The organism is Paraburkholderia lebeckiae, from assembly GCF_014201005.1.
GTDB classification, from domain to species: domain Bacteria; phylum Pseudomonadota; class Gammaproteobacteria; order Burkholderiales; family Burkholderiaceae; genus Paraburkholderia; species Paraburkholderia tuberum.
This window is the reverse complement of sequence record NZ_JACHDK010000006.1, coordinates 242,610-265,236: the sequence shown is the minus strand read 5'-3', so window position 1 is coordinate 265,236 and position 22,627 is coordinate 242,610. Positions and strand designations below refer to the sequence as shown.

The following is a 22,627-nucleotide window of genomic DNA, read 5'->3' as shown; positions in this document are numbered from 1 at the left end:
GATGCGGGAGCGTGAGGCGGGGCAGCGCGCTGCCAATATTGATAAGGCGGCGAAGGCGGGCTCCGCGGTAGCGCATGAAGCCGCGGCGGACAAAGCTGCGCGCGGCATGGCACCCGAGCCTCTGCCACCGTGCTTCGCCGCAATCGACTGGTCGAAGCCGTGGTTCGCGCAATTCGCCACACGCGGTAAGCGTTGGCAGCAAGCCGCGCTGACCGGCTACGCGGACCTTCTCGCCGCGATGAACGCCGACGCCGCCCAGATGCAACAGACCACCGGCCGCGGCCGGCCTCTTGCGTTCATCGCGCAGGACGACCTGCCACCGGGTGCCGCGTACGAGGGGCATATAGCGTCGACCGGTTGCGTGCCGACGCGCCACAATCTGCACGACTTCTTCAACGGCTCGATGTGGTTCGAGTTTCCGCGCATCAAGGCGGCGCTGAACGCGCGCCAGTCCGCGGAACTCGACGTGCTCGGCGTCGGCCCGACGCGTGGCGGCGTGCGCGACATGCTGACTCTCTTCGACGAAAACGCGCTGCTGTTCGCTTGTGCCGATTCTTCGCTGAGCGCCGCGCTACGCGGCTTCGAGTGGCAGACGCTGTTTATCGCGTGGCGCGATGCGTGGGGGCGGAGCTGCGAAGTGCGGTGCTTCGGCCATGCGCTGCTCGAAAAGCTGATCGCGCCGTTCAAGGGCTGCACCGGCCATGCATGGATCGTCGACGTTCCGGCAGAGTATTTCGAATGGGACACCCCGGCGCGCGACGCATGGCTCGATGAAGCCGTCAGCGCGGCGCTGCTCGGCCCCGACGCTTTGACGAGCCGCATGTTCGCGCCGCTGCCGGTGCTGGGCATTCCGGGCTGGTGGCCCGAGAACGAATCGCCAGCGTTCTACGACGACACGTCCGTGTTCCGCACGGGGCGGCGCACGCGCTAGGCGCTTCCGCGTTCGGTGTTAAAATTCGCGCCAGCAAAGCAGGCCAGGCAGTCGCGGCCTCGACGGCTTCGGCCAACGAGGGCGAGGAAAGTCCGGACTCCACAGGGCAGGGTGATGGCTAACGGCCATCCGTGGCGACACGCGGAATAGGGCAACAGAAAGCAAACCGCCGATGGCCCGGCGCAAGCCGGGATCAGGTAAGGGTGAAACGGTGCGGTAAGAGCGCACCGCGGCTGTCGCAAGGCAGACCGGCACGGTAACCTCCACCCGGAGCAATTCCAAGTAGGCAGGCGCGCATCTTCGCGATGCAGGACGGGGCCCCCGTCTCGTCTGCGGGTAGGAAGCTTGAGCGCGTCAGTAATGGCGCGCCTAGAGGAATGGCTGCCACGCGGGTCGAGTCTTCGGGCGCGGCGCGTGCACAGAATCCGGCTTATCGGCCTGCTTTGCCGCTGAATAAGAAAAGCCGGCGTCCGTTGGGACGCCGGCTTTTTCATTTGGGGCGGAGTGGCGGCCGTGGCCGCCATCGCTATCGCTATCGCGCTCAGAGCGCGACGATGTCGAATGAATGCGTGAGCTCGGCGGTCTTCGCGATCATGATCGACGCCGAGCAGTATTTGTCGTGCGAGAGGTTGATCGCGCGCTCGACGGTCGCCGGGTTCAGATTCTTGCCCGTCACCGTGAAGTGGAAGTGGATCTTCGTGAACACCTTCGGATCTTCGCTCGCGCGCTCGGCCTTCAGCGTCACAGAGCAGCCGGCGATCTCCTGGCGGCTCTTCTTCAGGATCATCACGACGTCGTAGGCGGTGCAGCCGCCGGTACCGAGCAGCACCATTTCCATCGGGCGCGGCGCGAGGTTGCGTCCGCCACCCTCGGGTGCGCCGTCCATCGCGACCAGATGACCGCTGCCCGTCTCGGCCGCGAACGCCATCCCGTCTTGTCCCATCCAGCTTACTTTGCATTCCATGCTGTCTCTCCCACCGCGCGTCGCTTTGTCGAGACGGCATTGTAGCCCTGTGTCTGACGATTGGCGCACGCTGAGCGCATCCCGCGTTCATGCACGGCGATTGCTTTCTTCTTGCGATGCGGAATGGGCGGGGTTGCAGAATTCCTCGTCCAGTTTAGGGATCTTACTCTAGGGAATGTCTGATGCGATCGAATTCGTTGGCCTTTAGTGCTTGATCCAAAAGGAGTTTCGTCAAACGTCCTCCGCGCATCGAATCTGTCACATTATGAAAATTGATTTCACAATGCAAATCCTCTTGCGTTGCACGAGGGCGCACTCTTACAATTTAGTCCATCGTTGCAGCAGTTCTGCAACCTCCGCTGTCTCCGCCACCTCCTCCTTTGGTGGATTAAACCCGAACCGCTCGTTCGGGTTTTTTCGCCCGCGTTTGTCAGGCGTTTCGCCCCATTTCCTGACCGCTCGCGGCGAGCGCATCGCACGTTTTGACTTGCCAGCACAAATTCCTTTATAATTCAGGGCTTTTCCGCATCCGCGCCCGCGGAAGAAGAACCAGGGAGAGCCTGCACGCGCCTCGATGCGCACACTACAAGCAGGAAAGAAAACATTGGGCGCAGCAATTTTTTTGGATCGATCATGAAGACGTTTTCCGCAAAAGCCCATGAGGTGACGCGCGAATGGTACGTGATTGACGCGACGGATAAGGTTCTCGGGCGTGTCGCCAGCGAAGTGGCACACCGTCTTCGCGGCAAGCACAAGCCTGAATTCACTCCCCACGTCGACACCGGTGATTTCATCATCGTCATCAACGCTGGCAAGCTGAAGGTCACGGGCAACAAGGTTACCGACAAGAAGTACTACCGTCACTCGGGCTACCCGGGCGGTATCTATGAAACGACGTTCGGCAAGATGCAGGAACGCTTCCCGGGCCGCGCGCTCGAGAAAGCGGTCAAGGGCATGCTGCCGAAGGGTCCGCTCGGCTACGCGATGATCAAGAAGCTGAAGGTCTACGCTGACGCAACGCATCCGCATTCGGCACAACAGCCGAAGGCGCTCGAGATCTAAGGGGAGCCCACATGATCGGTAACTGGAATTACGGCACGGGCCGCCGCAAGAGCGCCGTCGCTCGCGTGTTCATCAAGGCAGGCAAGGGCGACATCGTTGTGAACGGCAAGCCCATCGCCGACTACTTCTCGCGCGAAACGTCGCTGATGATCGTGCGTCAACCGCTGGAACTCACGAACCACGGTGTCACGTTCGACATCAAGGTCAACGTGACGGGCGGCGGTGAAACGGGGCAAGCCGGTGCGGTTCGCCACGGCATCACCCGCGCGCTGATGGACTATGACGCAACGCTGAAGCCGGAACTGTCGAAGGCTGGCTTCGTGACGCGTGACGCTCGTGAAGTCGAACGTAAGAAGGTCGGCTTCCACAAGGCACGTCGCCGCAAGCAATTCTCGAAGCGTTAATCGTTTCGGGCGTGAACCGGCCCTCGCGCCGGTTTGCAGCAAAAGCCGCCAACGCCACGCGCGAAGGCGGCTTTTTTTATGGTTCGCCGGGGTTCGCACCCCGGTCCCGTTCGCTCAAGTGCCAACGGATCGCCTCGCATCGACCTTGCAGCAAGAACGCATTGATTTTGTGGACTTCAGCACGATATCCGGAACAGCCCTACAATATCGGCTAAAGCTTTTTGGAGAGTTCGAAATGAACGCAGTCACCGACACCCCCGTGACCGAGATGCCGGCCCCCTTCGTCTTCACCGACGCAGCGGCTGACAAGGTCAAGCAACTGATCGATGAGGAAGGCAACCCGGAGCTCAAGCTGCGCGTGTTCGTGCAGGGCGGCGGCTGCTCGGGCTTCCAATACGGCTTCACGTTTGATGAAGCGATCAACGAAGACGACACCGTGATGAACAAGAGCGGCGTCCAGCTGCTGATCGACTCGATGAGCTACCAGTACCTGGTTGGCGCAGAGATCGACTACAAAGACGACATCAACGGCGCGCAGTTTGTCATCAAGAACCCGAACGCGACCACGACCTGCGGTTGCGGTTCGTCGTTCTCGGTCTGAGCGCAAAGGCTCGTCAAGCCAGAGCGAAGAAACGGGGCCGAGAGGCCCCGTTTTTCATTGCCTTCGTGCCGCAGAATCCGCGTGCGGCAACAAAAGATGTTTGTTTTCAGCTCATCCCTTCTCAGCGCGGATAGATAGCCCCCAGCACCCGCTCCGCGGATGCTCCCGTCACGCTTGGCAGACTGCCCGGCAGACGCGCGATGCAGCGCATCGCGAGCCACGCGAACGCGAGCGGCTCGACCTGGCTCGGCGGCACGCCGAGCGCGTCGGTCGTCATCACGGGCACGCCGCTTACGCCGCTGTCTTCGAGCGCCTGCTGCAACGCCTTCATGATCTCCGGATTGCGCGCGCCGCCGCCGCACACGTACACGGCCCGCGCATCGGATGCATGCCGCTCAATCTCGCGCGCGACCGTCACCGCGGTCAGCGCGACGAGCGTCGCCTGTACGTCGGCTGGTGCGAGCGCGGAGAACGGCTCGAGCTTCGCATCGAGCCATGCGGTGTTGAACAGATCGCGCCCGGTGCTCTTGGGCGGCTGCTCTGCGAAGAATGGTTCGTCGAGCAAAGCGTTCAGCAGCTTGCGATCGACCTGGCCACTCGCCGCGAAATGACCGTTTTCGTCGAATGGCTTGCCGAGCTGGCGCTCGGCCCATGCGTCGAGCAGCGCGTTCGCCGGGCCGCAGTCGAAGCCGCGCACGCCGCCGGCCGCGTTCAGGATTGTGATGTTGCTGATTCCGCCAAGATTGCAGACGACGCGCGTTTCGTCCTTCGCACCGAAGATCGTCGCATGAAAAGCGGGCACGAGCGGCGCGCCCTGGCCGCCTGCCGCGACGTCGCGGCTGCGGAAATCGGCGACCACGTCGATATGGAGCATTTCCGCGAGCAGCGCCGGGTTGTTGATCTGCCGCGTATACCCCTTTTCCGGCCGATGCCGCACGGTCTGCCCATGCACGCCGATTGCGCGGACGTCATCGGCCGATACGCGGCTGTCGCGCAGCAGATCGTGGCAGCACACCGTGTAGCGCGTCGCGAGCGCGTTGGCGGCGAGCGACTCGCGCTCGATCTCGTTGTCCCCCGGCTGTTGAAGCGCGAACAGCGCTTCGCGGATGCCGGCCGAAAAGCCGACGAACGCTTCGGCCAGCACCTCGGGCGGCTTCCCATTGGCAAACCGGACGGCCACGCCGTCCACACCGTCCATGCTGGTTCCGGACATCAGTCCGAAATAGATGCCGTCTGCGGGATCTTGCGCCACGTCGCTGCTCCTGTCGATGTTCATTGCGATTCGTTGTAGCAGATTATCGGCGCAAACGGCGAAGGTGATGCGAGCGGCAACGAATTAGCCGTCGCGGGGCCGTGCGGGGCGCGTGAGTGGGCGCGGCGGCGCGCATCTATGGGACAATCCTGTTTTTTCGCGACTTCACGTTTCCAGCATGAGCACCGAGTCCATCCAGCCCAATCCCGCTTCCGCCTTCCCGATCACCGACGAAGTCCGTCACGCGCTCGCCGTGACCAAGCGCGGCGTCGACGAACTGCTGATCGAAGACGAATTCGCGCAAAAGCTCGCGCGCAGCGCGGCGACGGCCAAGCCGCTGCGCATCAAGCTCGGGCTCGATCCGACCGCACCCGACATCCACATCGGCCACACGGTCGTGCTGAACAAGATGCGCCAGCTGCAGGACCTCGGCCACACGGTGATTTTCCTGATCGGCGACTTCACGTCGCTGATCGGCGACCCGTCCGGGCGCAACGCGACCCGCCCGCCGCTCACGCGCGAGCAGATCGAATCGAACGCGAAGACCTATTTCGAGCAAGCCGCGCTCGTGCTCGATCGCGACAAGACCGAGATTCGCTACAACAGCGAATGGTCGATGCCGCTAGGCGCCGACGGCATGATCAAGCTTGCGTCGCGCTACACGGTCGCGCGCATTCTCGAGCGCGAGGACTTCACGAAGCGCTTCCAGGGCGGCGTGCCGATCTCGATCCACGAATTCCTGTACCCGCTGATGCAGGGCTACGACTCGGTCGCGCTGAACGCGGACCTGGAGCTCGGCGGCACGGATCAGAAGTTCAACCTGCTGGTGGGTCGCGAGTTGCAGAAGCAGTACGGCCAGGAGCAGCAGTGCATCCTGACGATGCCGCTGCTCGAAGGGCTCGACGGCGTCGAGAAAATGTCGAAGTCGAAGAACAACTACATCGGCATCAGCGAAAAGCCGACCGACATGTTCGGCAAGCTGATGAGCATCTCCGACACGCTGATGTGGCGGTACTTCGAACTGCTGTCGTTCCGTCCGATGGACGAAATCGCCGGCTTCAAGCGCGAGGCCGACGCGGGCCGTAATCCGCGCGATTTCAAGGTGATGCTCGGCCAGGAAATCGTCGCGCGCTTCCACTCGCAGGCGGACGCCGAACGCGCGCTCGAGGACTTCAACCATCGCGCGAAGGGCGGCGTGCCCGACGATATCCAGGCCGTGACGCTCGCGGGCGCACCGCTCGCGATCGGCCAGTTGCTGAAGCAGGCGAACCTCGTACCGTCGACGAGCGAGGCGCTGCGCAATATCGAGCAAGGCGGCGTGAAGATCGACGGCACCGCGGTGTCCGACAAGAGCCTGAAGGTCGAAGCGGGCGAGTACGTCGTGCAGGTCGGCAAGCGCCGTTTCGCGCGCGTGACGCTGACGGCGTGATCGCGCTAATCCAACGCGTGCGGCGCGCTGAAGTGCGCGTCGCCGATCGCGTGACCGGCGCGATCGACGCGGGCCTGCTTGCGCTGGTCTGCGCGGAGCGCGGCGACACCGAGGCCACGGCCGACAAGCTGCTCGCCAAGGTGCTCGGTTACCGCGTGTTCAGCGACGCTGCCGGCAAGATGAACCTGTCGGTGCAGAATGTCGACGGCGCCGGACGCGCGGGCGGGCTGCTGCTCGTGTCGCAGTTCACGCTCGCGGCCGATACCAACAGCGGCCTGCGCCCGAGCTTCACGCCGGCCGCGCCGCCCGACGAGGGCAAGCGCCTGTTCGACTACTTCGTCGCGGCCGCGCGCGCGAAGCATCCGATCGTCGAGACTGGCGAGTTCGGCGCGGATATGCAGGTGTCACTCGTCAACGACGGGCCGGTCACGTTCTGGTTGCAGACCAACGCGTAAAAGAACGCAAACGTTCGAGCCCGCCGTCGCCGCAGGCGAGCCGTGCCGCTGCTTTTTGCCACAATAGTCGCTCGACACAACCGCGAACGGCGCCTCTCTCATGACGACGCAGATCCTGTTTATCCGGCACGGCGAGACCGACTGGAACCGCATCAAGCGCATTCAAGGCCACATCGACATTCCGCTTGCGACGACCGGCATCGCGCAGGCGCGACGTCTCGCGCAGCGCCTCGCCGACGAGGCGAAGCAGGGCGCGCGGCTCGACGCGATCTATTCGAGCGACCTGCAGCGCGCGCAGCAGACCGCGCAGCCGATTGGCGAGGCGCTCGGCCTGCCGCTGCAGTCGCGCGAGAACTTGCGCGAGCGCTCGTACGGCGCGTTCCAGGGCCATGACAGCGACGAGATCGCGCTGCGTTTCCCCGACGAATACGCGCAGTGGCAAACCCGCGATCCCGGCTTTGCGCCGCCCGAGGGCGAGTCGCACCGCGTGTTCTACCACCGCATCGTGCATGCGATCGAGCCGCTCGTCGCCGCGCATCCGGGCGGGCGCATCGCCTGTGTCACGCATGGCGGCGTGCTCGACTGCGTGCGCCGCTTTGCAACCGGCATGCGGCTCGACGCACCGCGCGACTACCCGCTGCTGAACACCAGCCTGAACGTCGTGGATTACGGGGACGGTCGCGCGACGATCGTGTCGTGGGCGGACGTAACGCACCTAGACGCGGGCAGCGCCGACGATGATGGTTTCAGGAAGGGACCGGGGCGGTAAGCAAAGGCGGGCAATGGCCCGAGACGCGTGCCGCAATCAATCCTGCTCCCGCACCGCCGCCGCCGCGCGCCGCCTGGCCCGTTTCGATACTCCATTGACCAGCGCCCAGCGGATCACCGGCGCGACGACCCGCACGCCAGGCCGCGCGAAGGTTCGACGCAGCGCCGCGTGGCGATTCAAGCCGAGCATCGTCTGCGCCCAGTCGGGCAACAGATCGACCCCCGCGTTGAGCATTAGCGTGCCAGCGGGTCGCATCGCGAAGCTCGGTGCCGGCGCGTTCATCAGAATCCTCACGACTTCGCGCGTGCGCTCGCTCGCGACGAGCACGGGCCGCATCGCGAGCAGGTACGCCTCGATCTCGGCGCGCGAGCGCGGAATATCGACGGCGCCGAGCATTTCCGCGATGCGCGCGGTTTCCGCGAAGTATTGATCCTGCGCCGCGACGGACAGCACCGGATTCACATAGCGCAGATGCGCGGTCATGAAGCTCGACACTTCCGCGACGTGCACCCACGTCAGCAGCGCGGGCTCGCTCGCGCGATACGACTGGCCGTCCGGTGCGACGCCGGTCACGTCGAGATGAATACGCTTCACGCGCTCAATCAGCGCGAGCGCATCGTTCTTGCTGCCGTACGTCGTGCCGGCGATGAACGTCGCCGTGCGACGCAGCCGGCCCAGGATGTCGGTGCGAAAGCTCGAGTGATCCCAGACGCCCGCGAGCGCGAGCGGATGCAGCGCCTGAAGCAGCAGCGCGCTGATGCCGCCCGTCATCATCGACGTGAAGTCGGCGTGGACTTTCCAGCAGACGGAGTCCGGCCCGAACAGACCGGGGTCGCCCGGCGGCGACGAGTAGTCGAGCACCGGTCCGCTGCCGGTCGTCAGATGCGTGACGCCGGCGGCGAGCTTCGAGCGCAGGCGGTGGGTGAGGCGCTGCGTGAAATTGCCGGACGGGGCGCCGGCGGGATTGACAGGTGAACGGTTGGAAGGGCCGGGTTGCTGGGTCTGGTCTGACATCCTGGTCGGCCTCGTCGCGTGACTCAGTTCGTGGAATCCCACAGACCCGGCCGCGCGCTCGCCGAATCCGGCGCGGCCAGTCCGAAATGCCGGTACGTGAGCAGCGTGGCGATGCGGCCGCGCGGCGTGCGCTGCAGGAAGCCCTGCTGGATCAGATACGGCTCGAGCACGTCTTCGATCGTGTCGCGCTCCTCGCCGATTGCCGCGGCGAGGTTGTCGACACCGACCGGGCCGCCGTCGAACTTGTACAGGATCGCTTCGAGCAGCTTGCGGTCCATCAGATCGAAGCCGACCGCGTCGACGTCGAGCATGCTGAGCGCGGCGTCGGCCACCTGCGCGGTGATGTTGCCGTCGGCCTTCACTTCGGCGAAGTCGCGTACGCGCCGCAGCAGGCGGTTCGCGATACGCGGCGTGCCGCGCGCGCGACGGGCGATTTCGAACGCGCCGTCCGGATGGATCTGCGCGCCGAGCAGCGCGGCCGAACGCGTGACGATGCGCGCGAGCTCCTCGGCGTTATAGAACTCGAGTCGCGCGACAATGCCGAAGCGGTCGCGCAGCGGATTGGTCAGCATACCAGCGCGTGTGGTCGCGCCGACCAGCGTGAACGGCTGCAAATCGAGCTTCACGCTGCGCGCGGCCGGCCCTTCGCCGATCATGATGTCGATTTGATAATCCTCGAGCGCTGGATACAGAATTTCCTCGACGACCGGCGAGAGCCGGTGGATTTCGTCGATGAAAAGAACGTCGTTGGCTTCGAGATTTGTCAGCAGCGCGGCGAGGTCGCCGGCGCGTTCGAGCACCGGCCCCGACGTTTGCCGCAGATTGACGCCCATCTCGCGCGCGATGATGTGCGCGAGCGTGGTCTTGCCGAGGCCCGGCGGCCCGAACAGCAGCACGTGGTCCAGCGATTCGGAACGGCGCTTCGCGGCCTCGATGAAGATTTCGAGCTGGCCGCGCACTTTCTCCTGCCCGACATATTCGTCGAGCTGACGCGGGCGCAGCGCGCGCTCGAACGCTTCTTCGTTCGGCGACACGGGCGTGGCCGCGATGATGCGCTCGGCGGCGAGTTTGTCGGTTTCGATCATGCGGTCATTGTACCGCGCGTGGCTTGGCGCTTAGCCCTTCGACAGCGCCTTCAACGCGAGCTTGATGCCCTCGGACACGCCCGTACCGGCCGGCACGTTCTTGATTGCCGCGAGCGCTTCTTTTTCCGAGTAGCCGAGCGCGAGCAGCGCATTGAGGATGTCGGAGGCGTGGTCGGATGGCGACGCGGCGCCCGCCATCGCGCCGAGGTCGGCGCCGAGCTTGCCCTTCAGTTCGAGCAGCAGCCGCTCGGCGGTCTTCTTGCCGATGCCCGGTACGCGCGTGAGGCGCGCGGCGTCCTGCATCGTGACGGTCTGCGCGAGCTCCGCGACGCTCATGCCCGACAGCACCGCGAGCGCCATGCGCGCGCCGATGCCGGAAATCTTCAGCAGTTCGCGGAACGTCGCGCGTTCCTGCGCGGTGCCGAAGCCGTACAGCAGATGCGCGTCCTCGCGCACGATCATCTGCGTGAGCAGCACGATGCGCTCGCCGGTCGACGGCAGGTTGTAGAAGGTGCTCATCGGCACGTCCACTTCGTAGCCGACGCCGTTGCAGTCGACGAGCAGATGCGGCGGATTTTTTTCCAGCAGAACGCCGGCGATGCGACCGATCATGGCGGATTAGTTTTCAGAGTCGGATGGGAAAGCGCGAGTGTAGCGCAGCGGCTCGGCGGCGCGAACGGCATGGCGGGTTATGCGTCGGTCTATCCGACCAGACGGCCGCGCCGCACGCGCAGACCCTTCTTCGCGAGAGCCGGTGCGATGCCGCCGAGCGTGCTCAGTGTCGAACCGCCGTGCGCGTGGCAGATGGCCATGCCGAGCGCGTCGGCGGCGTCTGTGCCGGGCACGCCCGACAGGCTCAGCAGCCGCACAACCATCTGCTGCATTTGCTCCTTGGTCGCTCGGCCATAGCCGACCACCGACTGCTTCAGCTGCAGCGCGGTGTATTCGGCGACCGGCACGCCGCCCGCGACGAGCCCGCAGATCGCGGCGCCGCGCGCCTGGCCGAGCAGCAGCGTCGACTGCGGATTGACGTTGACGAAGACTTTTTCGATCGCCGCCTGATCCGGCGCGTGCTCGCGGATCAGCGTCGAGATGCCCGCGAAGATGGTGCCGAGCCGCGACGGCAGGTCGGCGTCGGCGGTGCGGATCACGCCGCTTGCGACGTAGCTCAGCGTGTGGCCGTGTTGTTCGATCACGCCGAAGCCAGTCACGCGCAGGCCGGGGTCGATGCCGAGAATTCTCATGAGGTGCCGCACAAGCGATAAAAACCAGGTGCCTGCGATACTACAACGAACGTGGCGCGCGGCGGCCCGCTGGCAGCATGCCTAGCGGAATAAAAGCTGCTAAAGGCTTTGCGCAAGGAGGGCGATCGAGAATGGAGCGCTACCGCAATCTCAGCGGCGACTCGGGTGTCGACGCTTATGAAATCGGCGACGATTTCATCAAGGTGCGCTTTCGGCCGGGCGTCGTGTATTGGTACACAGAGGCGAGTGTCGGCGCCGAACATGTCGCCGTGCTGAAACGTCTCGCGCGGCGGGGCCGGGGTTTGGGCACGTACATCAGCCAGCATGCGCAGGTGCGGGACGGTTATGCGCGCAAAGAGCCGGACGATTGAACGCGTCGCCTCGAAACAAAAGGCCCGGCGGGACAACCCGCCGGGCCTGTCTTGCGGCTACCGAACTTCAGCCGATCAATGACGGAAGTGCCGCACGCCCGTCAGCACCATCGCGATGTTGTGCTCGTCGGCGGCGCTGACCACTTCGTCGTCGCGCACCGAGCCGCCCGGCTGGATCACGCAGGTCGCGCCTGCCGCGACGACCACGTCGAGACCGTCGCGGAACGGGAAGAACGCGTCCGATGCGACCGCCGAACCGGCCAGCGTCAGACCGGCGTTCTGAGCCTTGATGCTCGCGATGCGCGCCGAGTCCACGCGGCTCATCTGGCCCGCGCCGACGCCGAGCGTCATACCGTTCGCGCAGAACACGATCGCGTTCGACTTCACGTACTTTGCGACTCGCCATGCGAACAGCAGGTCGTCCATTTCCTTCGGCGTCGGATGACGCTTCGTGACGACGCGCAATTCGCGCGGCTGCACGTTCTTCGAGTCGAGCGACTGCACGAGCAGGCCGCCGCCGACGCGCTTCAGATCGAACGTGTTATGGCCTTCGCCCAGCGCGATTTCGAGCAGACGCACGTTCTGCTTTGCCGCGAACACCTGACGCGCTTCGGCGCTGAACGCCGGCGCGATCAGCACTTCGACGAACTGCTTCGCCACCGCTTTCGCGGCCGCTTCGTCGACTTCACGGTTGAACGCGATGATGCCGCCGAACGCCGAGGTCGGATCGGTCTGGAATGCCTTCGAATACGCTTCGTGAGCGTCCGCGCCGACCGCGACGCCGCACGGATTCGCGTGTTTGACGATCACGCAGGCCGGCACGTCGAAGGTCTTCACGCATTCCCACGCCGCGTCGGAGTCGGCGATGTTGTTGTACGACAGTTCCTTGCCCTGCAACTGGTTGTAATTGGCGAGCGCGCCGGCCGGCACCGCCAGGTCGCGGTAGAACGCCGCGCTCTGATGCGGGTTTTCGCCGTAGCGCAGGTCCTGCACCTTGTCGAACGCCATGTTGAAGGTGGCCGGGTACTCGTTGCGCGACGAATGCTGCAACTCGTCGGTCAGGCTCGTCAGGTAGTTCGTGATCGCGCCGTCGTATTGCGCGGTGTGCGCGTACACCTTGGTCGCGAGGCGGAAGTTCGTCTTGTACGACACCGTGTTGCCGTTCGAGCGCATTTCGTCGAGCACGACCGCGTAGTCGGCCGGATCGACCACTACCGTCACGTCGCGGTGATTCTTTGCGGCCGAGCGCAGCATCGTCGGGCCGCCGATGTCGATGTTCTCGATCGCGTCCTCGAGCGAGCATTCTTCCCTCGACACGGTCTGCACGAACGGGTACAGGTTCACGACCAGCAGGTCGATGGTCGGAATGTCGTGCTTCTCGAGCGCGGCCATGTGCTCGGGCAGGTCGCGGCGCGCGAGGATGCCGCCGTGCACCTTCGGATGCAGCGTTTTCACGCGCCCGTCGAGCATTTCCGGGAAACCCGTGTAGTCGGCGACTTCGGTGACGGACAGGCCCGCGTCCGCGAGCAGTTTCGCGGTGCCGCCGGTCGACAGGATCTTGATGCCGAGGTCCGACAGCGATTTGGCGAAGTCGACGATGCCGGACTTGTCGGAAACGGAGATGAGCGCTTGCTTGATCATGATGAAGACGAAAAGCCGAAGGGAAACGTGGCAGGGCGCGAGAAACTACGACGCGCTACAGCAAACCGTGTTGTTGCAGCTTCTTGCGCAGCGTATTGCGGTTGATGCCGAGATACTCGGCGGCCAGCGACTGGTTGCCGCCGGCCTGCTCGAGCACCACTTCGAGCAAGGGTTTTTCCACGCATGAAATGACCATGTCGTAGACGTCGTGCGGATTGGAGCCGTCGAGATCCTGGAAATACACGTCCAGGCTGTCGCGGACAGATTGTTCGATGTTGTTCTTGCTCATGCTGCTAGTCGGTCGGAGTTGTCCTCGCTCTCGCTGTCGAGCCCGGGGTTGCCGGGCGCTTCGTCGACGTAGACGAGGCGGTCTGAGATCGCCTTTTGCGCGTCAAAGAACTCGTTGACGGCGAGGAGTTGTTCGCGCGTGGTGTCCAGCGTATTCATGCGATGCCGGAACAGGTTGGCGCCGGAAAGGCCGCGAGTGTACCAGCCGATGTGCTTGCGCGCAGTGCGGACACCGGTAAATTCCCCGTAAAAAGCGTAGTGATCTTCGAGATGTTCGTTCATCACCTGCTGGATTTCGTCGATGCGCGGTGGCGGCAGCAGCTCGCCCGTTTGCAGGAAATGCTCGATCTCGCGGAACAGCCACGGACGGCCCTGCGCGGCGCGCCCGATCATGATCGCGTCCGCGCCGGTCGCGGCGAGCACCTCGCGCGCCTTTTGCGGCGACGTGATGTCGCCGTTCGCGACGACCGGAATGCGCACCGCCGCCTTTACCGCGGCGATGGTTTCGTACTCGGCGTCGCCGTGGTACAGGTCCGCGCGCGTGCGGCCGTGCACGGTCAGCATCGAAATGCCCGCTGCTTGCGCGAGACGCGCGACGTTCAGCGCGTTTTTGTTCTCGCGATTCCAGCCGGTGCGGATTTTCAGCGTGACGGGCACCGCGTCGGGCCCGACGCCGACCGCGTTCACGACGGCCTCGACGATGCGCTGCACGAGCGGTTCATTCTGCAGCAGCGCCGAGCCGGCCGCGACGTTGCAGACCTTCTTGGCGGGGCAGCCCATGTTGATGTCGATGATCTGCGCGCCGTTCGCGACGTTGTAGCGGGCGGCTTCGGCCATCATCTCCGGGTCCGCGCCGGCGATCTGCACCGCGATCGGCTCGACCTCGCCTTCGTGGTTCGCGCGGCGCATGGTCTTTTCGCTCTTCCACAGCTGCGCGTTCGACGCGACCATTTCCGACACCGCATAACCCGCGCCGAGCCGTTTGCACAGCTGGCGGAACGGTCGGTCGGTCACGCCGGCCATCGGGGCGACGAACAGGTTGTTACGCAGATTGTGGGGGCCGAGAGGGGGCATGGCGTGAGCGTGCGCCGCCGACGGGCCAGGATTTGACAATCGTGACAGCCGGCGCAGCGCGAAATGCGAGGGAAAACGGCTATTTTAGCGTTAACGGGTTGGCGGGACCCGCGAACCGAGTCTTGTAACCCGTTAAATCTTCTATGAAAGTCGCCCGGCTCATAGAACCGCGCAGCGCTTTCTCGTGCTTAACGGCGCTGGCCGAACATCATCTGCCGGGCGAGCGCGGTTTTCACCGGCGGCACGAATTCGAGTGCGGTCAGGGCGAGGCCGCGCAGTACCGCGAGCGGCGCGAAGTCGACGGTAAAGAGACGCGCGAGCGTGTCGGTCGAGCCGATCGTCAGGCGCCGGTCGAGCGCGCGGCGTTGCGCGAAGGTGGCGAGCGCGAGCGGGGTGGGGCCTTCGGCCGACAGTGCGTCGACGAGCGCGTGCGCATCGCGCAAGCCCAGATTGAGGCCTTGGCCCGCCACCGGATGCAACGTCTGCGCCGCATTGCCGATCGCGACGATGTGGCCGTTCACGAGCGTGTCGACCGTGTTGAGACCGAGCGGGAAAGACGCGCGACCCTTGATGTGCGTAAAGCGGCCCATGCGGTTGCCGAACGCGGCGTCGAGCTCGCGCAGGAACGCTTCGTCGGAAAGCTGCGCGCGGCGCGCGGCTTCGTCGGGCGCGCAGCACCAGACGAGCGCGTAGTCGGCACCACGCACGCCACCCATCGGCAGTAGCGCGATCGGACCTTGCGACGTGAAGCGCTCCCATGCGACGTGTGGCTGCGGCGCGGACACGGTGACCGTGCCGACCAGCGCGGTCTGGCCGTAGTCGCGCGAGCCGGCGTCGTTTTTACCGATGTCGCGTGCGCCGGCGTATTCGTCCGTGGCGCGGCTCGGATTTTTCGCGTGCTTCTGGTCGCCGAACAGGCCGCCCTCGGCGTTGACCAGAATCCGCGTGCGCAACTGGCGCGCGACGCCCGCGGTTTCGATCGGCAGCGTGACGCCGTCGAGCTCCTGAACCGGCGCGCCGGCCGAGGTCGAGCGGAACCAGTGGACCGGCGTCGCATGCACGGCGTCGGCGAGGCCATGCACGATCGAGCCATAGCGCAGCACGTAGCCGAGCGCGGGCAGGCCGTGCTCGCGATGATCGATCAGCGTGCGGCCGAAATGACCGCGTTGCGACACGTGGATGCGCTCGATCGCGGTGGCGTCGGCGGGCCAGCGCAGCGGCTCGAGGATCATCCGGCTGCCGTGCGAGACCGCGATCGCGCGCGGATCGGCAATCGAGTCTTCCGGCTCGCGCGCGTCGACGAGCGCGATCTTCAGCTCGCGCGTCAGGCTGCGGCGCGCGAGCCAGCCGGCGAGCGCGAGGCCGACCGGCCCGGCGCCGACGATCGTCACGTCGAAATCGAACCCCTGCTGGTGGGAGGCGGGCCTCAGGATCACCGCCGATGGAGATGCTTCGTTCATCGCGGATCAGGTCCTCTGTTGATGCGACGCTTGATGGGGGGCTCGTGCTTCCTGCATCAGCGCCTCGATCTCGTTGGCGGCGACCGGCACGTCGCGCGTGATCAGCTCACAGCCGGTCGGCGTCACGATCGCGTCGTCCTCGATGCGGATGCCGATGTTCCAGTAGCGTTCTGGCACACCCTCGGCCGGGCGGACGTACAGGCCCGGCTCGATCGTCAGCGTCATCGACGCGCGCAGCGTGCGCCACGGCAGCGCGCCCGCTTCGTCGCGCGGCGCGCCGCGCTCGCGGTAGTCGCCGCAGTCGTGCACGTCCATGCCGAGCCAGTGGCCGGTGCGGTGCATGTAGAACGGCACGTAGGCGCGCTCGGCGATCACGTCGTCGACCGAGGCGAACTTCGCGCGCGGCACGATGCCGGTGTCGAGCAGCCCCTGCGACAGCGCGCGCAGCGCGGCCTGATGCGGATCGTCGAAGCTCGCGCCGGCGCGCGTCGCGTCGACGGCGGCCTGCTGCGCTGCCAGCACGATGTCGTACAGCTCGCGCTGCGCCGGCGTAAAACGCCCGCTCGCCGGAAACGTGCGCGTGATGTCGGACGCGTAGCCGTCGAGTTCGCAGGCCGCGTCGATCAGGATCAGGTCGCCGTCGCGCGCGATCGCGTTGCCGGCCGGGTAGTGCAGCACGCACGCGTTCGCGCCGGCCGCGACGATCGACGTATAGGCCGGCGCCTGCGCGCCAAACTTGCGGAACGTGTAGAGCAGTTCGGCCTCGAGTTCGTACTCGCGGATACCGGGCCGGCACACCGCCATCGCGCGACGATGCGCGGCCGCTGAAATCTGCCCTGCGCGGCGCATGATCGCGAGCTCATGGTCGTCCTTGACGAGCCGCATTTCGTCGAGCAACGGCAGCAGGTCGCGCGCGGCCGTGGGCGCGACGGTGCCGCCACGGCTTTGCGCGCGCACCGCGTCGAGCCAGCCGCGCACCTGCTCGTCGAAATGCGCCGAGGTGCCGAACGCGTAGTGCAGCGCCGGCTTGTCGGCGATGATGCGCGGCAACTGCGTGTCGATTTCGCCGATCGGGAACGCGGCGTCGAGCCCGAATGCTTCGCGCGCGCCATCGGGGCCGAAGCGGAAGCCTTCCCAGGTCTCGCGCTCGACGCTTTTCTCGCGGCAGAACAGCATCGACGCGGGCGCGCCGGGCGCGGCGCTGGCATCGAGCACCAGCAGCGCTTCGGGCTCGGTGAAGCCGGTCAGATAATAGAAGTAGCTGTCGTGGCGGTACGGGTAGTCAGTGTCGCGGTTGCGCAGCGCTTCCGGCGCGGTCGGGACGATGGCGACGCCGCCGCCCGCGGCGCGCAGCGCGGCGAGAACGCGCTCGCGGCGCGTGCGGTAGACGTCGATGGCGATGGTGGGTTCGGTCGGCTGGTTCATCGTGCGATTGTAGCGCCGCGTTTCTCCTGGCCCCATTCTCCGCGCACGACATTGACTCGCTTTGTGCGGCTCCGGACGGCGCGGCGGCCGCCGTCATGTTGCAATCCGTCCACGGTGGCTCGGCGGGCAGTTCGCGAAGATGGCGCCAGCACGCTCGCGAAAGCCTTGGACCACTTATACTTTCGCCGGATTCAGAAAAAGGCAGAAGGTCATGATGAAACTCATCGGTTCGTTCGGCAGCCCGTTCGTGCGCAAAGCACGCATCGTGCTCGCCGATAAGAAGATCGACTACGAACTGGTGCCCGAGAACGTCTGGGCGCCGGATACCCGGATTCACACCTTCAATCCGCTCGGCAAGGTGCCGTGCCTCGTCATGGAAGACGGCGAGGCCGTGTTCGATTCACGCGTGATCTGCGAGTACGTCGATACGCTGTCGCCGGTCGGCAAGCTGATTCCGCCGTCGGGGCGCGAGCGCGTCGCAGTGCGCTGCTGGGAAGCGCTCGCCGACGGCATGCTCGACGCGGCCGTGCTGATCCGTCTCGAAGGCACGCAGCGCGCGCCCGAGCAGCGCGTGGACGCGTGGGTCGCGCGGCAGCTGCGCAAGATCGACGAAGCGCTGATCGCGATGTCGCAAGGGCTCGGCAGCAAGCCGTGGTGCGCGAGCAATCACTACACGCTGGCCGACATCGCGGTGGGCTGCGCGCTCGGCTATCTGGACTTCCGTATGCCGGAACTGAACTGGCGCGAATCGCATCCGAACCTGGACAAGCACTTCCAGAAGCTGTCGCTGCGGCAGTCTTTCATCGATACGGTGCCGAAGGATTGATGAAGCTCGGACGAGCATGAAAAAAATGCGCCTGCATGTCAGGCGCATTTTTTTGCGGGTGTCGTGCCTTTGACGTCGGCGTTACCGCTTGCCGTCGCGTCGCCGCGCGAGCCCCGGTCCGAACGCGAAACCGAACGCGAGCAGCAGCGCCGACACCGCGAGCACCGTGTTGTTGCCGCTCGTCACGTAAGGCGTGTTGCCCGAGGTGCCTTGCACGCTCACGTCGAGCGAACCGACCGTGTAGGGCGTCAGGCGCCCGATCACGCGGCCGTTCGCGTCGATCGCGGCGGTCATGCCGGTGTTGGTTGCGCGCAGCATCGGCCGGCCGGTCTCGAGCGAGCGCATGCGCGCGATCTGCAGATGCTGGTCGAGCGCGATCGTGTCGCCGAACCACGCGAGATTGGTCGAGTTGATCAGCACGCCGGCGGGCGTCGCATTCTCGCGCAGCGTGCGCGCGATCTCCTCGCCGAAGATGTCCTCGTAGCAGATGTTCACCGCGACCGGCTGGTTATGCACCATGAACGGCTTTTGTACCGGCGGGCCGCGGAAGAAATCGCCGAGCGGAATGTTCATCAGGTTCACGAACCAGCGGAAGCCCCACGGCACGAATTCGCCGAACGGTACCAGATGGTGCTTGTCGTAGCGATAAATCTCGTGCGAGCCGGGCGTGACGCCGAACAGGCTGTTGGTGTAGTCGACCACCCGGCCGTCCGGCGTGATCGTGCCGCCGATCGCGCCGAACAGCAGCGCGCTGCCGGTCGAATCCGTGAAATGGCGGATCGCGGCCGCGAAGTTCGGCGGAAGCTGCTGCGCGAGCACGGGGATCGCGGTTTCCGGCGTGACGATCAGATCGGCCGGCTTCGACGTGATCATCTGCTGATACTCGTCGACCGCCGCGCGCAAGCCGGCTTCCTCGAACTTCATCTCCTGCTTCACGTTGCCTTGCAACAGCCGCACCGACAGCGGCGCGTTGGCGGGCGTGGTCCACTGCACGAGCGGCAGCAGCAGGCCGATCGCGAGCAGCGCGAGCGCGACGCCGGCAGGCACGACGATGGGGGCGACGCGCGTGCCGCGGCCCCGCGCGGCGCGACCGCTGGCGTCATCAGCGGCGCTGGCGTTCGGTTCGAGCGATTCATTCGCACGCCCGGAGCGCCACGACGGCAGCAGCGCCAGCAACGCCTGCACGATCAACGCGGCCGTCAGCGCAACCATCCAACCGACGCCATATACGCCGACCACTGGCGCAAACCCCGCCAACGGGCCGTCGACCTGCGCATAACCGGTGGCGAGCCACGGAAAGCCGGTGAACACCGTGCCGCGCAGCCATTCGCCGATCGCCCACGCGCTTGCAAAGGCGAGCGCGCCGTGCCAGGTCGGCGAGAATGGCGCGCGCTCGTCGGCCGCGCCATTGCGCGCATGGCCCGCGCAGAACGACCACACCCCCGCGGCGAGCGCCGGATAGAGCGCGAGATACAGCGAAAACAGCACGAGCGCGGTGCCGGCGAGCGGTGCCGGCATGCCGCCGTAGTAGTGCATGCTCACATACAGCCACCAGACGCCGCTCACGAAGTTGCCGAAGCCGAACGCGCCGCCCGTCAGCGCGGCGCTTTTCCAGCCGGTGCTGCGCGTGAGCCACGCGAAGAAGAACACGAAGATCGCGAGTTGCAGCCAGCCGCCATGCGGCGTCGGCGCGAACGACAGCGTATTGGCCGCGCCCGCGGCCAGTGCGACGAGGTAGTGCCAGCGCGGCAGCGCGCGGCTGCGCGTGCCGTCTTCGGTGGAAGCGGGAGCGGGGGCGCTCACGCCGCGGTGCGAACGGGAAGTGATCGGGTCGGCCATTGTTGCGCGGTCGGCGTCGGTAGTTGAAAGGGCAACTCAGTAGGCAAACGAGTTGGCAAATGCGCCGGCAATGAAAGCGCGCGGGCGCTCAGGCCGTGCATCGGCCCGAGCCGCCGGCTCAGGTCTGCACGTGCTGTGACTCGCGCTCGCGCTGGCCCGCGAGCGGCTCGCGGCGCACCAGCAGCATGTGGATCTGGCGGGCGTCGCCGCGCAGGATCTCGAAGATCAGGTCGTCGAGGCGGACTTTCTCGCCCCGATGCGGCACCCGGCCGAAGTGATGCGTGACCAGCCCGCCGATCGTGTCGACTTCGTCGTCCGAATAATGCGTGCCGAAGGTGTCGTTGAACTGCTCGATCTCGGTCAGCGCGCGCACGCGGAAGCGTCCGTCCGGCGAAGCGATGATGTTGCCGCTCTCCTCGTCGAAATCGTATTCGTCCTCGATGTCGCCGACGATCTGCTCCAGTACGTCTTCGATCGTGATCAGGCCCGCGACGCCGCCGTACTCGTCGACGACCACCGCGAGGTGGTTGCGGTTCACGCGGAAGTCGTGCAGCAGCACGTTCAGCCGCTTCGACTCGGGGATGAACACGGCAGGGCGCAGCATTCCGCGCACGTCGAACTCTTCTTCGGCGTAGTAGCGCAGCAGATCTTTCGCGAGCAGCACGCCGATGATGTTGTCGCGATTGCCTTCGTAGACCGGATAGCGCGAATGCGCCTTGTCCAGCACGTAGGGGATGAATTCAGCGGGATTGTCTGCGATGTTGATCGCGTCCATTTGCGCGCGCGGCACCATGATGTCGCGGGCGCTCAGTTCCGACACCTGGAACACGCCTTCGATCATCGACAGCGAGTCGGCGTCGATCAGGTTGCGTTCGTGCGCGTCCTGCAGAATTTCCAGAAGTTCGGCGCGCGAGTCGGGCTCGGGCGAGATGAAGTCGGTCAGGCGCTCGAGCAGCGAGCGCTTTTCCTGCGGTTTGTCGAGTTGGCGTCCGGTATGGCGTCGACTGGGATACGTGTCGTTCATGGTAGTGCGCCCGGCGAGACTGGGCGCGCTGTTGCAGAGCGTTAAGGATACACCAGGCGCATGGCGGAACCGTGTCCCGCCGGGCCCGGCGATGAGCGAAGCCAGGTGAAACGGCCCCGCCGCGACGGTGGAGCGTTGAATCATCCTAACCGATTACGCGGGCAAAAGCGCTCGCTGGCAAAAAAGTCACGGGTGGGGTTTTCGCCGAGATGCCGCGGTCACACGGCCGGCTTGCAGCGCGCGAGCAGCGCTTCGAGCGCGCGGTCCGGCATGCCGCTTTCGCGCAGCGCGTGCACGGTGCGGCTCACGTAATCGAAGGTCGTGCCGTAGCGGCCGCTCGCGCAGCCCAGCACGGTCTGGATGATGTCGTCGCGCAGCTTGCCGGTGTAGCTCGGCACGTCGCGGCGCATCACGAATGTGAGCGCGTCGACGCGCCGGCCGTCCGCGAGCACGCACGGCAGCCACGCGGGACGGTACGAGCCCATCGGCATTTCGCGGCGCCACAGTGCTTCGAGATGCGGCCTCGAGCCATCGGCCGCGAGCCGGAAGGCCATGCCGGTGCACGAGCCGCCGCGATCGAGCGCGAGCACGAGGCCGGGCTGCTCTGGCGTGCCGCGATTGACTCGCGACCACAGATAGAGGCCGCGGTGATAGCCGTGCACCTTCGAGCGCATCGCCTCGACGGTCGGCAGGCCCGGGTTCCAGATCAGCGAGCCATAGCCGAACAGCCACAGATCGCCTTGGCGGTCCCAGCCGCGCAAGGTGGATTCGAGCGACGCGCGCAGTTCGTCGTCCGTCAGGAGCCGCGACTCGCCGAGCACCGGCGGGTAGTCCGGACAGCGCACGGGGATATCGGCTTCGGGGGACGGAGTGCTCACGGTGGGTTCGGTCGGGCTGGCGTCGAGGAGGGGCGGAACGCCTATTGGTAAGGGTCCGGAAAGCCGAGCTTGCCGAGGATTTCGGTTTCGATCGCTTCCATTTCCTCGGCTTCTTCTTCGACCTCGTGGTCGTAGCCCTGTGCATGCAGCGTGCCGTGCACGAGCAGGTGCGCGTAATGCGCGGCGAGCGGCTTGCCCTGCTCGGCGGCTTCCTTCTCGACCACCGGGCAGCACAGAATCAGATCGCCCGTGACCGGATCATCTTCCGATTCGGCATAGGCGAAGGTCAGCACGTTGGTCGCGTAATCCTTGCCGCGATAGGTGCGATTCAGCGTGCGGCCTTCTTCGGCGTCGACGAACCGAACCGTCAGTTCGCCGTCCGCGAACAGCGCCGCCTTGATCCAGCCGGCCACCGTCGCGCGCGGCAGCAGCGCCTTGTGTTCCGGCCAGGCTTTGGCGGCGGGGAATTGCAGGCTCAACGTCAATTTCGGGGTGCGGCTCATGCGGTTTCTATGCGTGGCATTCCTGGCTCAGTCGTTTTTTTTTGCGGCGAGGCGGCGAGGCGACGCGGGCCTCGCGCTGCGAAGCGCA

Annotated in this window: 24 protein-coding genes and 1 other RNA gene; 10 read left to right on the top strand and 15 right to left on the bottom strand. The window is 65.7% G+C overall.

Going from position 1 to position 22,627, the window contains the following annotated elements:
• The first annotated feature begins 1 nt into the window (after position 1).
• Together HDG39_RS14355 and rnpB are read left to right on the top strand one after the other, a co-directional pair.
• A complete protein-coding gene (locus tag HDG39_RS14355; RefSeq protein WP_184006521.1) occupies positions 2-931 on the top strand; it encodes a DUF3025 domain-containing protein in 930 nt (309 codons plus the stop codon).
• Between the two features lie 35 nt (positions 932-966).
• Positions 967-1,380: RNase P RNA component class A (gene rnpB / locus HDG39_RS14350), an RNA gene on the top strand.
• Positions 1,381-1,472: 92 nt separating this feature from the next.
• Here rnpB and HDG39_RS14345 read toward each other — a convergent pair.
• Complete coding sequence (locus HDG39_RS14345) at positions 1,473-1,895, bottom strand: OsmC family protein (RefSeq protein WP_026226035.1); 423 nt, start codon at positions 1,893-1,895, stop codon at positions 1,473-1,475.
• A 633-nt stretch (positions 1,896-2,528) separates the two neighbouring features.
• Here HDG39_RS14345 and rplM point away from each other — a divergent pair.
• From rplM to erpA, 3 genes are all read left to right on the top strand, one after another.
• Positions 2,529-2,957 (top strand): 50S ribosomal protein L13, encoded by a 429-nt coding sequence (rplM, locus tag HDG39_RS14340; protein WP_013090508.1) that lies wholly within the window; start codon positions 2,529-2,531, stop codon positions 2,955-2,957.
• An 11-nt stretch (positions 2,958-2,968) separates the two neighbouring features.
• Positions 2,969-3,361, top strand: a complete 393-nt coding sequence (rpsI, locus tag HDG39_RS14335; protein WP_011489810.1) for a 30S ribosomal protein S9 — start codon at positions 2,969-2,971, stop codon at positions 3,359-3,361.
• A gap of 235 nt (positions 3,362-3,596) precedes the next feature.
• Positions 3,597-3,962, top strand: a complete 366-nt coding sequence (erpA, locus tag HDG39_RS14330; RefSeq protein WP_013090506.1) for an iron-sulfur cluster insertion protein ErpA — start codon at positions 3,597-3,599, stop codon at positions 3,960-3,962.
• A gap of 121 nt (positions 3,963-4,083) precedes the next feature.
• Here erpA and HDG39_RS14325 read toward each other — a convergent pair whose 3' ends face one another.
• Entirely contained in the window at positions 4,084-5,214 is a 1,131-nt protein-coding gene (locus HDG39_RS14325) for an anhydro-N-acetylmuramic acid kinase (protein ID WP_184006618.1), read from the bottom strand.
• Positions 5,215-5,392: 178 nt separating this feature from the next.
• Here HDG39_RS14325 and tyrS point away from each other — a divergent pair, with 178 nt between their 5' ends.
• From tyrS to HDG39_RS14310, 3 genes are all read left to right on the top strand, one after another.
• On the top strand, positions 5,393-6,643 hold the full coding sequence (tyrS, locus tag HDG39_RS14320) for a tyrosine--tRNA ligase (RefSeq protein ID WP_184006520.1): 1,251 nt from the start codon (positions 5,393-5,395) through the stop codon (positions 6,641-6,643).
• Positions 6,640-7,098, top strand: a complete 459-nt coding sequence (gene dtd / locus HDG39_RS14315; protein WP_184006519.1) for a D-aminoacyl-tRNA deacylase — start codon at positions 6,640-6,642, stop codon at positions 7,096-7,098. The genes tyrS and dtd overlap by 4 nt, the downstream gene beginning before the upstream one ends.
• Before the next feature lie 100 nt (positions 7,099-7,198).
• Positions 7,199-7,867: a histidine phosphatase family protein gene (locus HDG39_RS14310; protein ID WP_184006518.1), complete on the top strand. Its 669-nt coding sequence runs from the start codon at positions 7,199-7,201 to the stop codon at positions 7,865-7,867.
• Positions 7,868-7,903: 36 nt separating this feature from the next.
• Here the strand turns inward: HDG39_RS14310 and HDG39_RS14305 are convergent, their stop codons facing one another.
• The 4 genes from HDG39_RS14305 to ruvC all read right to left on the bottom strand — a co-directional run bounded on the left by HDG39_RS14305 (position 7,904) and on the right by ruvC (position 11,210).
• The gene (locus tag HDG39_RS14305) at positions 7,904-8,881 is read right to left on the bottom strand and encodes an oxygenase MpaB family protein (protein ID WP_184006517.1); all 978 of its coding nucleotides are present in this window, start codon (positions 8,879-8,881) and stop codon (positions 7,904-7,906) included.
• Between the two features lie 23 nt (positions 8,882-8,904).
• Positions 8,905-9,966: a Holliday junction branch migration DNA helicase RuvB gene (gene ruvB / locus HDG39_RS14300; RefSeq protein ID WP_184006516.1), complete on the bottom strand. Its 1,062-nt coding sequence runs from the start codon at positions 9,964-9,966 to the stop codon at positions 8,905-8,907.
• Positions 9,967-9,996: 30 nt separating this feature from the next.
• Entirely contained in the window at positions 9,997-10,578 is a 582-nt protein-coding gene (ruvA, locus tag HDG39_RS14295) for a Holliday junction branch migration protein RuvA (RefSeq protein WP_018421776.1), read from the bottom strand.
• A gap of 89 nt (positions 10,579-10,667) precedes the next feature.
• On the bottom strand, positions 10,668-11,210 hold the full coding sequence (gene ruvC / locus HDG39_RS14290) for a crossover junction endodeoxyribonuclease RuvC (RefSeq protein ID WP_184006515.1): 543 nt from the start codon (positions 11,208-11,210) through the stop codon (positions 10,668-10,670).
• Positions 11,211-11,341: 131 nt separating this feature from the next.
• Between ruvC and HDG39_RS14285 the strand changes: the two genes are divergently transcribed.
• Complete coding sequence (locus HDG39_RS14285) at positions 11,342-11,581, top strand: hypothetical protein (protein ID WP_018421774.1); 240 nt, start codon at positions 11,342-11,344, stop codon at positions 11,579-11,581.
• A 75-nt stretch (positions 11,582-11,656) separates the two neighbouring features.
• Here HDG39_RS14285 and purH read toward each other — a convergent pair whose 3' ends face one another.
• The 5 genes from purH to HDG39_RS14260 form a co-directional block, all read right to left on the bottom strand.
• Positions 11,657-13,222, bottom strand: coding sequence for a bifunctional phosphoribosylaminoimidazolecarboxamide formyltransferase/IMP cyclohydrolase (gene purH / locus HDG39_RS14280; protein ID WP_184006514.1), 1,566 nt, complete (start codon positions 13,220-13,222; stop codon positions 11,657-11,659).
• A gap of 55 nt (positions 13,223-13,277) precedes the next feature.
• Positions 13,278-13,511: a Fis family transcriptional regulator gene (locus HDG39_RS14275; RefSeq protein WP_008919619.1), complete on the bottom strand. Its 234-nt coding sequence runs from the start codon at positions 13,509-13,511 to the stop codon at positions 13,278-13,280.
• Positions 13,508-14,584: a tRNA dihydrouridine synthase DusB gene (dusB, locus tag HDG39_RS14270; protein ID WP_090801809.1), complete on the bottom strand. Its 1,077-nt coding sequence runs from the start codon at positions 14,582-14,584 to the stop codon at positions 13,508-13,510. Before dusB ends, HDG39_RS14275 begins: the two co-directional genes overlap by 4 nt.
• Before the next feature lie 188 nt (positions 14,585-14,772).
• Positions 14,773-16,044 (bottom strand): UbiH/UbiF/VisC/COQ6 family ubiquinone biosynthesis hydroxylase, encoded by a 1,272-nt coding sequence (locus tag HDG39_RS14265; protein WP_184006513.1) that lies wholly within the window; start codon positions 16,042-16,044, stop codon positions 14,773-14,775.
• A 6-nt stretch (positions 16,045-16,050) separates the two neighbouring features.
• Positions 16,051-17,469 carry an aminopeptidase P N-terminal domain-containing protein gene (locus HDG39_RS14260; RefSeq protein ID WP_184006512.1) on the bottom strand — a complete coding sequence of 473 codons (1,419 nt, stop codon included), beginning with the start codon at positions 17,467-17,469 and terminating at the stop codon, positions 16,051-16,053.
• Between the two features lie 211 nt (positions 17,470-17,680).
• Between HDG39_RS14260 and HDG39_RS14255 the strand changes: the two genes are divergently transcribed.
• Positions 17,681-18,295: a glutathione S-transferase C-terminal domain-containing protein gene (locus HDG39_RS14255; RefSeq protein WP_184006511.1), complete on the top strand. Its 615-nt coding sequence runs from the start codon at positions 17,681-17,683 to the stop codon at positions 18,293-18,295.
• An 81-nt stretch (positions 18,296-18,376) separates the two neighbouring features.
• Here the strand turns inward: HDG39_RS14255 and lnt are convergent, their stop codons facing one another.
• The 4 genes from lnt to ybeY all read right to left on the bottom strand — a co-directional run bounded on the left by lnt (position 18,377) and on the right by ybeY (position 22,539).
• Positions 18,377-20,134, bottom strand: a complete 1,758-nt coding sequence (gene lnt, locus HDG39_RS14250) for an apolipoprotein N-acyltransferase (protein ID WP_184006510.1) — start codon at positions 20,132-20,134, stop codon at positions 18,377-18,379.
• A gap of 118 nt (positions 20,135-20,252) precedes the next feature.
• Complete coding sequence (locus HDG39_RS14245) at positions 20,253-21,158, bottom strand: CorC family transporter (RefSeq protein WP_184006509.1); 906 nt, start codon at positions 21,156-21,158, stop codon at positions 20,253-20,255.
• 218 nt (positions 21,159-21,376) lie between these two features.
• Positions 21,377-22,036, bottom strand: a complete 660-nt coding sequence (locus HDG39_RS14240) for a gamma-glutamylcyclotransferase (protein ID WP_184006508.1) — start codon at positions 22,034-22,036, stop codon at positions 21,377-21,379.
• A gap of 41 nt (positions 22,037-22,077) precedes the next feature.
• Positions 22,078-22,539 (bottom strand): rRNA maturation RNase YbeY, encoded by a 462-nt coding sequence (ybeY, locus tag HDG39_RS14235; RefSeq protein ID WP_018421765.1) that lies wholly within the window; start codon positions 22,537-22,539, stop codon positions 22,078-22,080.
• Between the last annotated feature and the right edge of the window lie 88 nt (positions 22,540-22,627).

Coding starts and splice junctions, on each gene's coding strand:
- HDG39_RS14355 (WP_184006521.1), top strand. CDS start 2: ATGCGGGAGCGTGAGGCGGGGCAGCGCGCTGCCAATATTGATAAGGCG.
- HDG39_RS14345 (WP_026226035.1), bottom strand. CDS start 1,895: ATGGAATGCAAAGTAAGCTGGATGGGACAAGACGGGATGGCGTTCGCG.
- rplM (WP_013090508.1), top strand. CDS start 2,529: ATGAAGACGTTTTCCGCAAAAGCCCATGAGGTGACGCGCGAATGGTAC.
- rpsI (WP_011489810.1), top strand. CDS start 2,969: ATGATCGGTAACTGGAATTACGGCACGGGCCGCCGCAAGAGCGCCGTC.
- erpA (WP_013090506.1), top strand. CDS start 3,597: ATGAACGCAGTCACCGACACCCCCGTGACCGAGATGCCGGCCCCCTTC.
- tyrS (WP_184006520.1), top strand. CDS start 5,393: ATGAGCACCGAGTCCATCCAGCCCAATCCCGCTTCCGCCTTCCCGATC.
- HDG39_RS14310 (WP_184006518.1), top strand. CDS start 7,199: ATGACGACGCAGATCCTGTTTATCCGGCACGGCGAGACCGACTGGAAC.
- HDG39_RS14305 (WP_184006517.1), bottom strand. CDS start 8,881: ATGTCAGACCAGACCCAGCAACCCGGCCCTTCCAACCGTTCACCTGTC.
- ruvB (WP_184006516.1), bottom strand. CDS start 9,966: ATGATCGAAACCGACAAACTCGCCGCCGAGCGCATCATCGCGGCCACG.
- ruvA (WP_018421776.1), bottom strand. CDS start 10,578: ATGATCGGTCGCATCGCCGGCGTTCTGCTGGAAAAAAATCCGCCGCAT.
- ruvC (WP_184006515.1), bottom strand. CDS start 11,210: ATGAGAATTCTCGGCATCGACCCCGGCCTGCGCGTGACTGGCTTCGGC.
- HDG39_RS14285 (WP_018421774.1), top strand. CDS start 11,342: ATGGAGCGCTACCGCAATCTCAGCGGCGACTCGGGTGTCGACGCTTAT.
- purH (WP_184006514.1), bottom strand. CDS start 13,222: ATGATCAAGCAAGCGCTCATCTCCGTTTCCGACAAGTCCGGCATCGTC.
- HDG39_RS14275 (WP_008919619.1), bottom strand. CDS start 13,511: ATGAGCAAGAACAACATCGAACAATCTGTCCGCGACAGCCTGGACGTG.
- dusB (WP_090801809.1), bottom strand. CDS start 14,584: ATGCCCCCTCTCGGCCCCCACAATCTGCGTAACAACCTGTTCGTCGCC.
- HDG39_RS14265 (WP_184006513.1), bottom strand. CDS start 16,044: ATGAACGAAGCATCTCCATCGGCGGTGATCCTGAGGCCCGCCTCCCAC.
- HDG39_RS14260 (WP_184006512.1), bottom strand. CDS start 17,469: ATGAACCAGCCGACCGAACCCACCATCGCCATCGACGTCTACCGCACG.
- HDG39_RS14255 (WP_184006511.1), top strand. CDS start 17,681: ATGATGAAACTCATCGGTTCGTTCGGCAGCCCGTTCGTGCGCAAAGCA.
- lnt (WP_184006510.1), bottom strand. CDS start 20,134: ATGGCCGACCCGATCACTTCCCGTTCGCACCGCGGCGTGAGCGCCCCC.
- HDG39_RS14245 (WP_184006509.1), bottom strand. CDS start 21,158: ATGAACGACACGTATCCCAGTCGACGCCATACCGGACGCCAACTCGAC.
- ybeY (WP_018421765.1), bottom strand. CDS start 22,539: ATGAGCCGCACCCCGAAATTGACGTTGAGCCTGCAATTCCCCGCCGCC.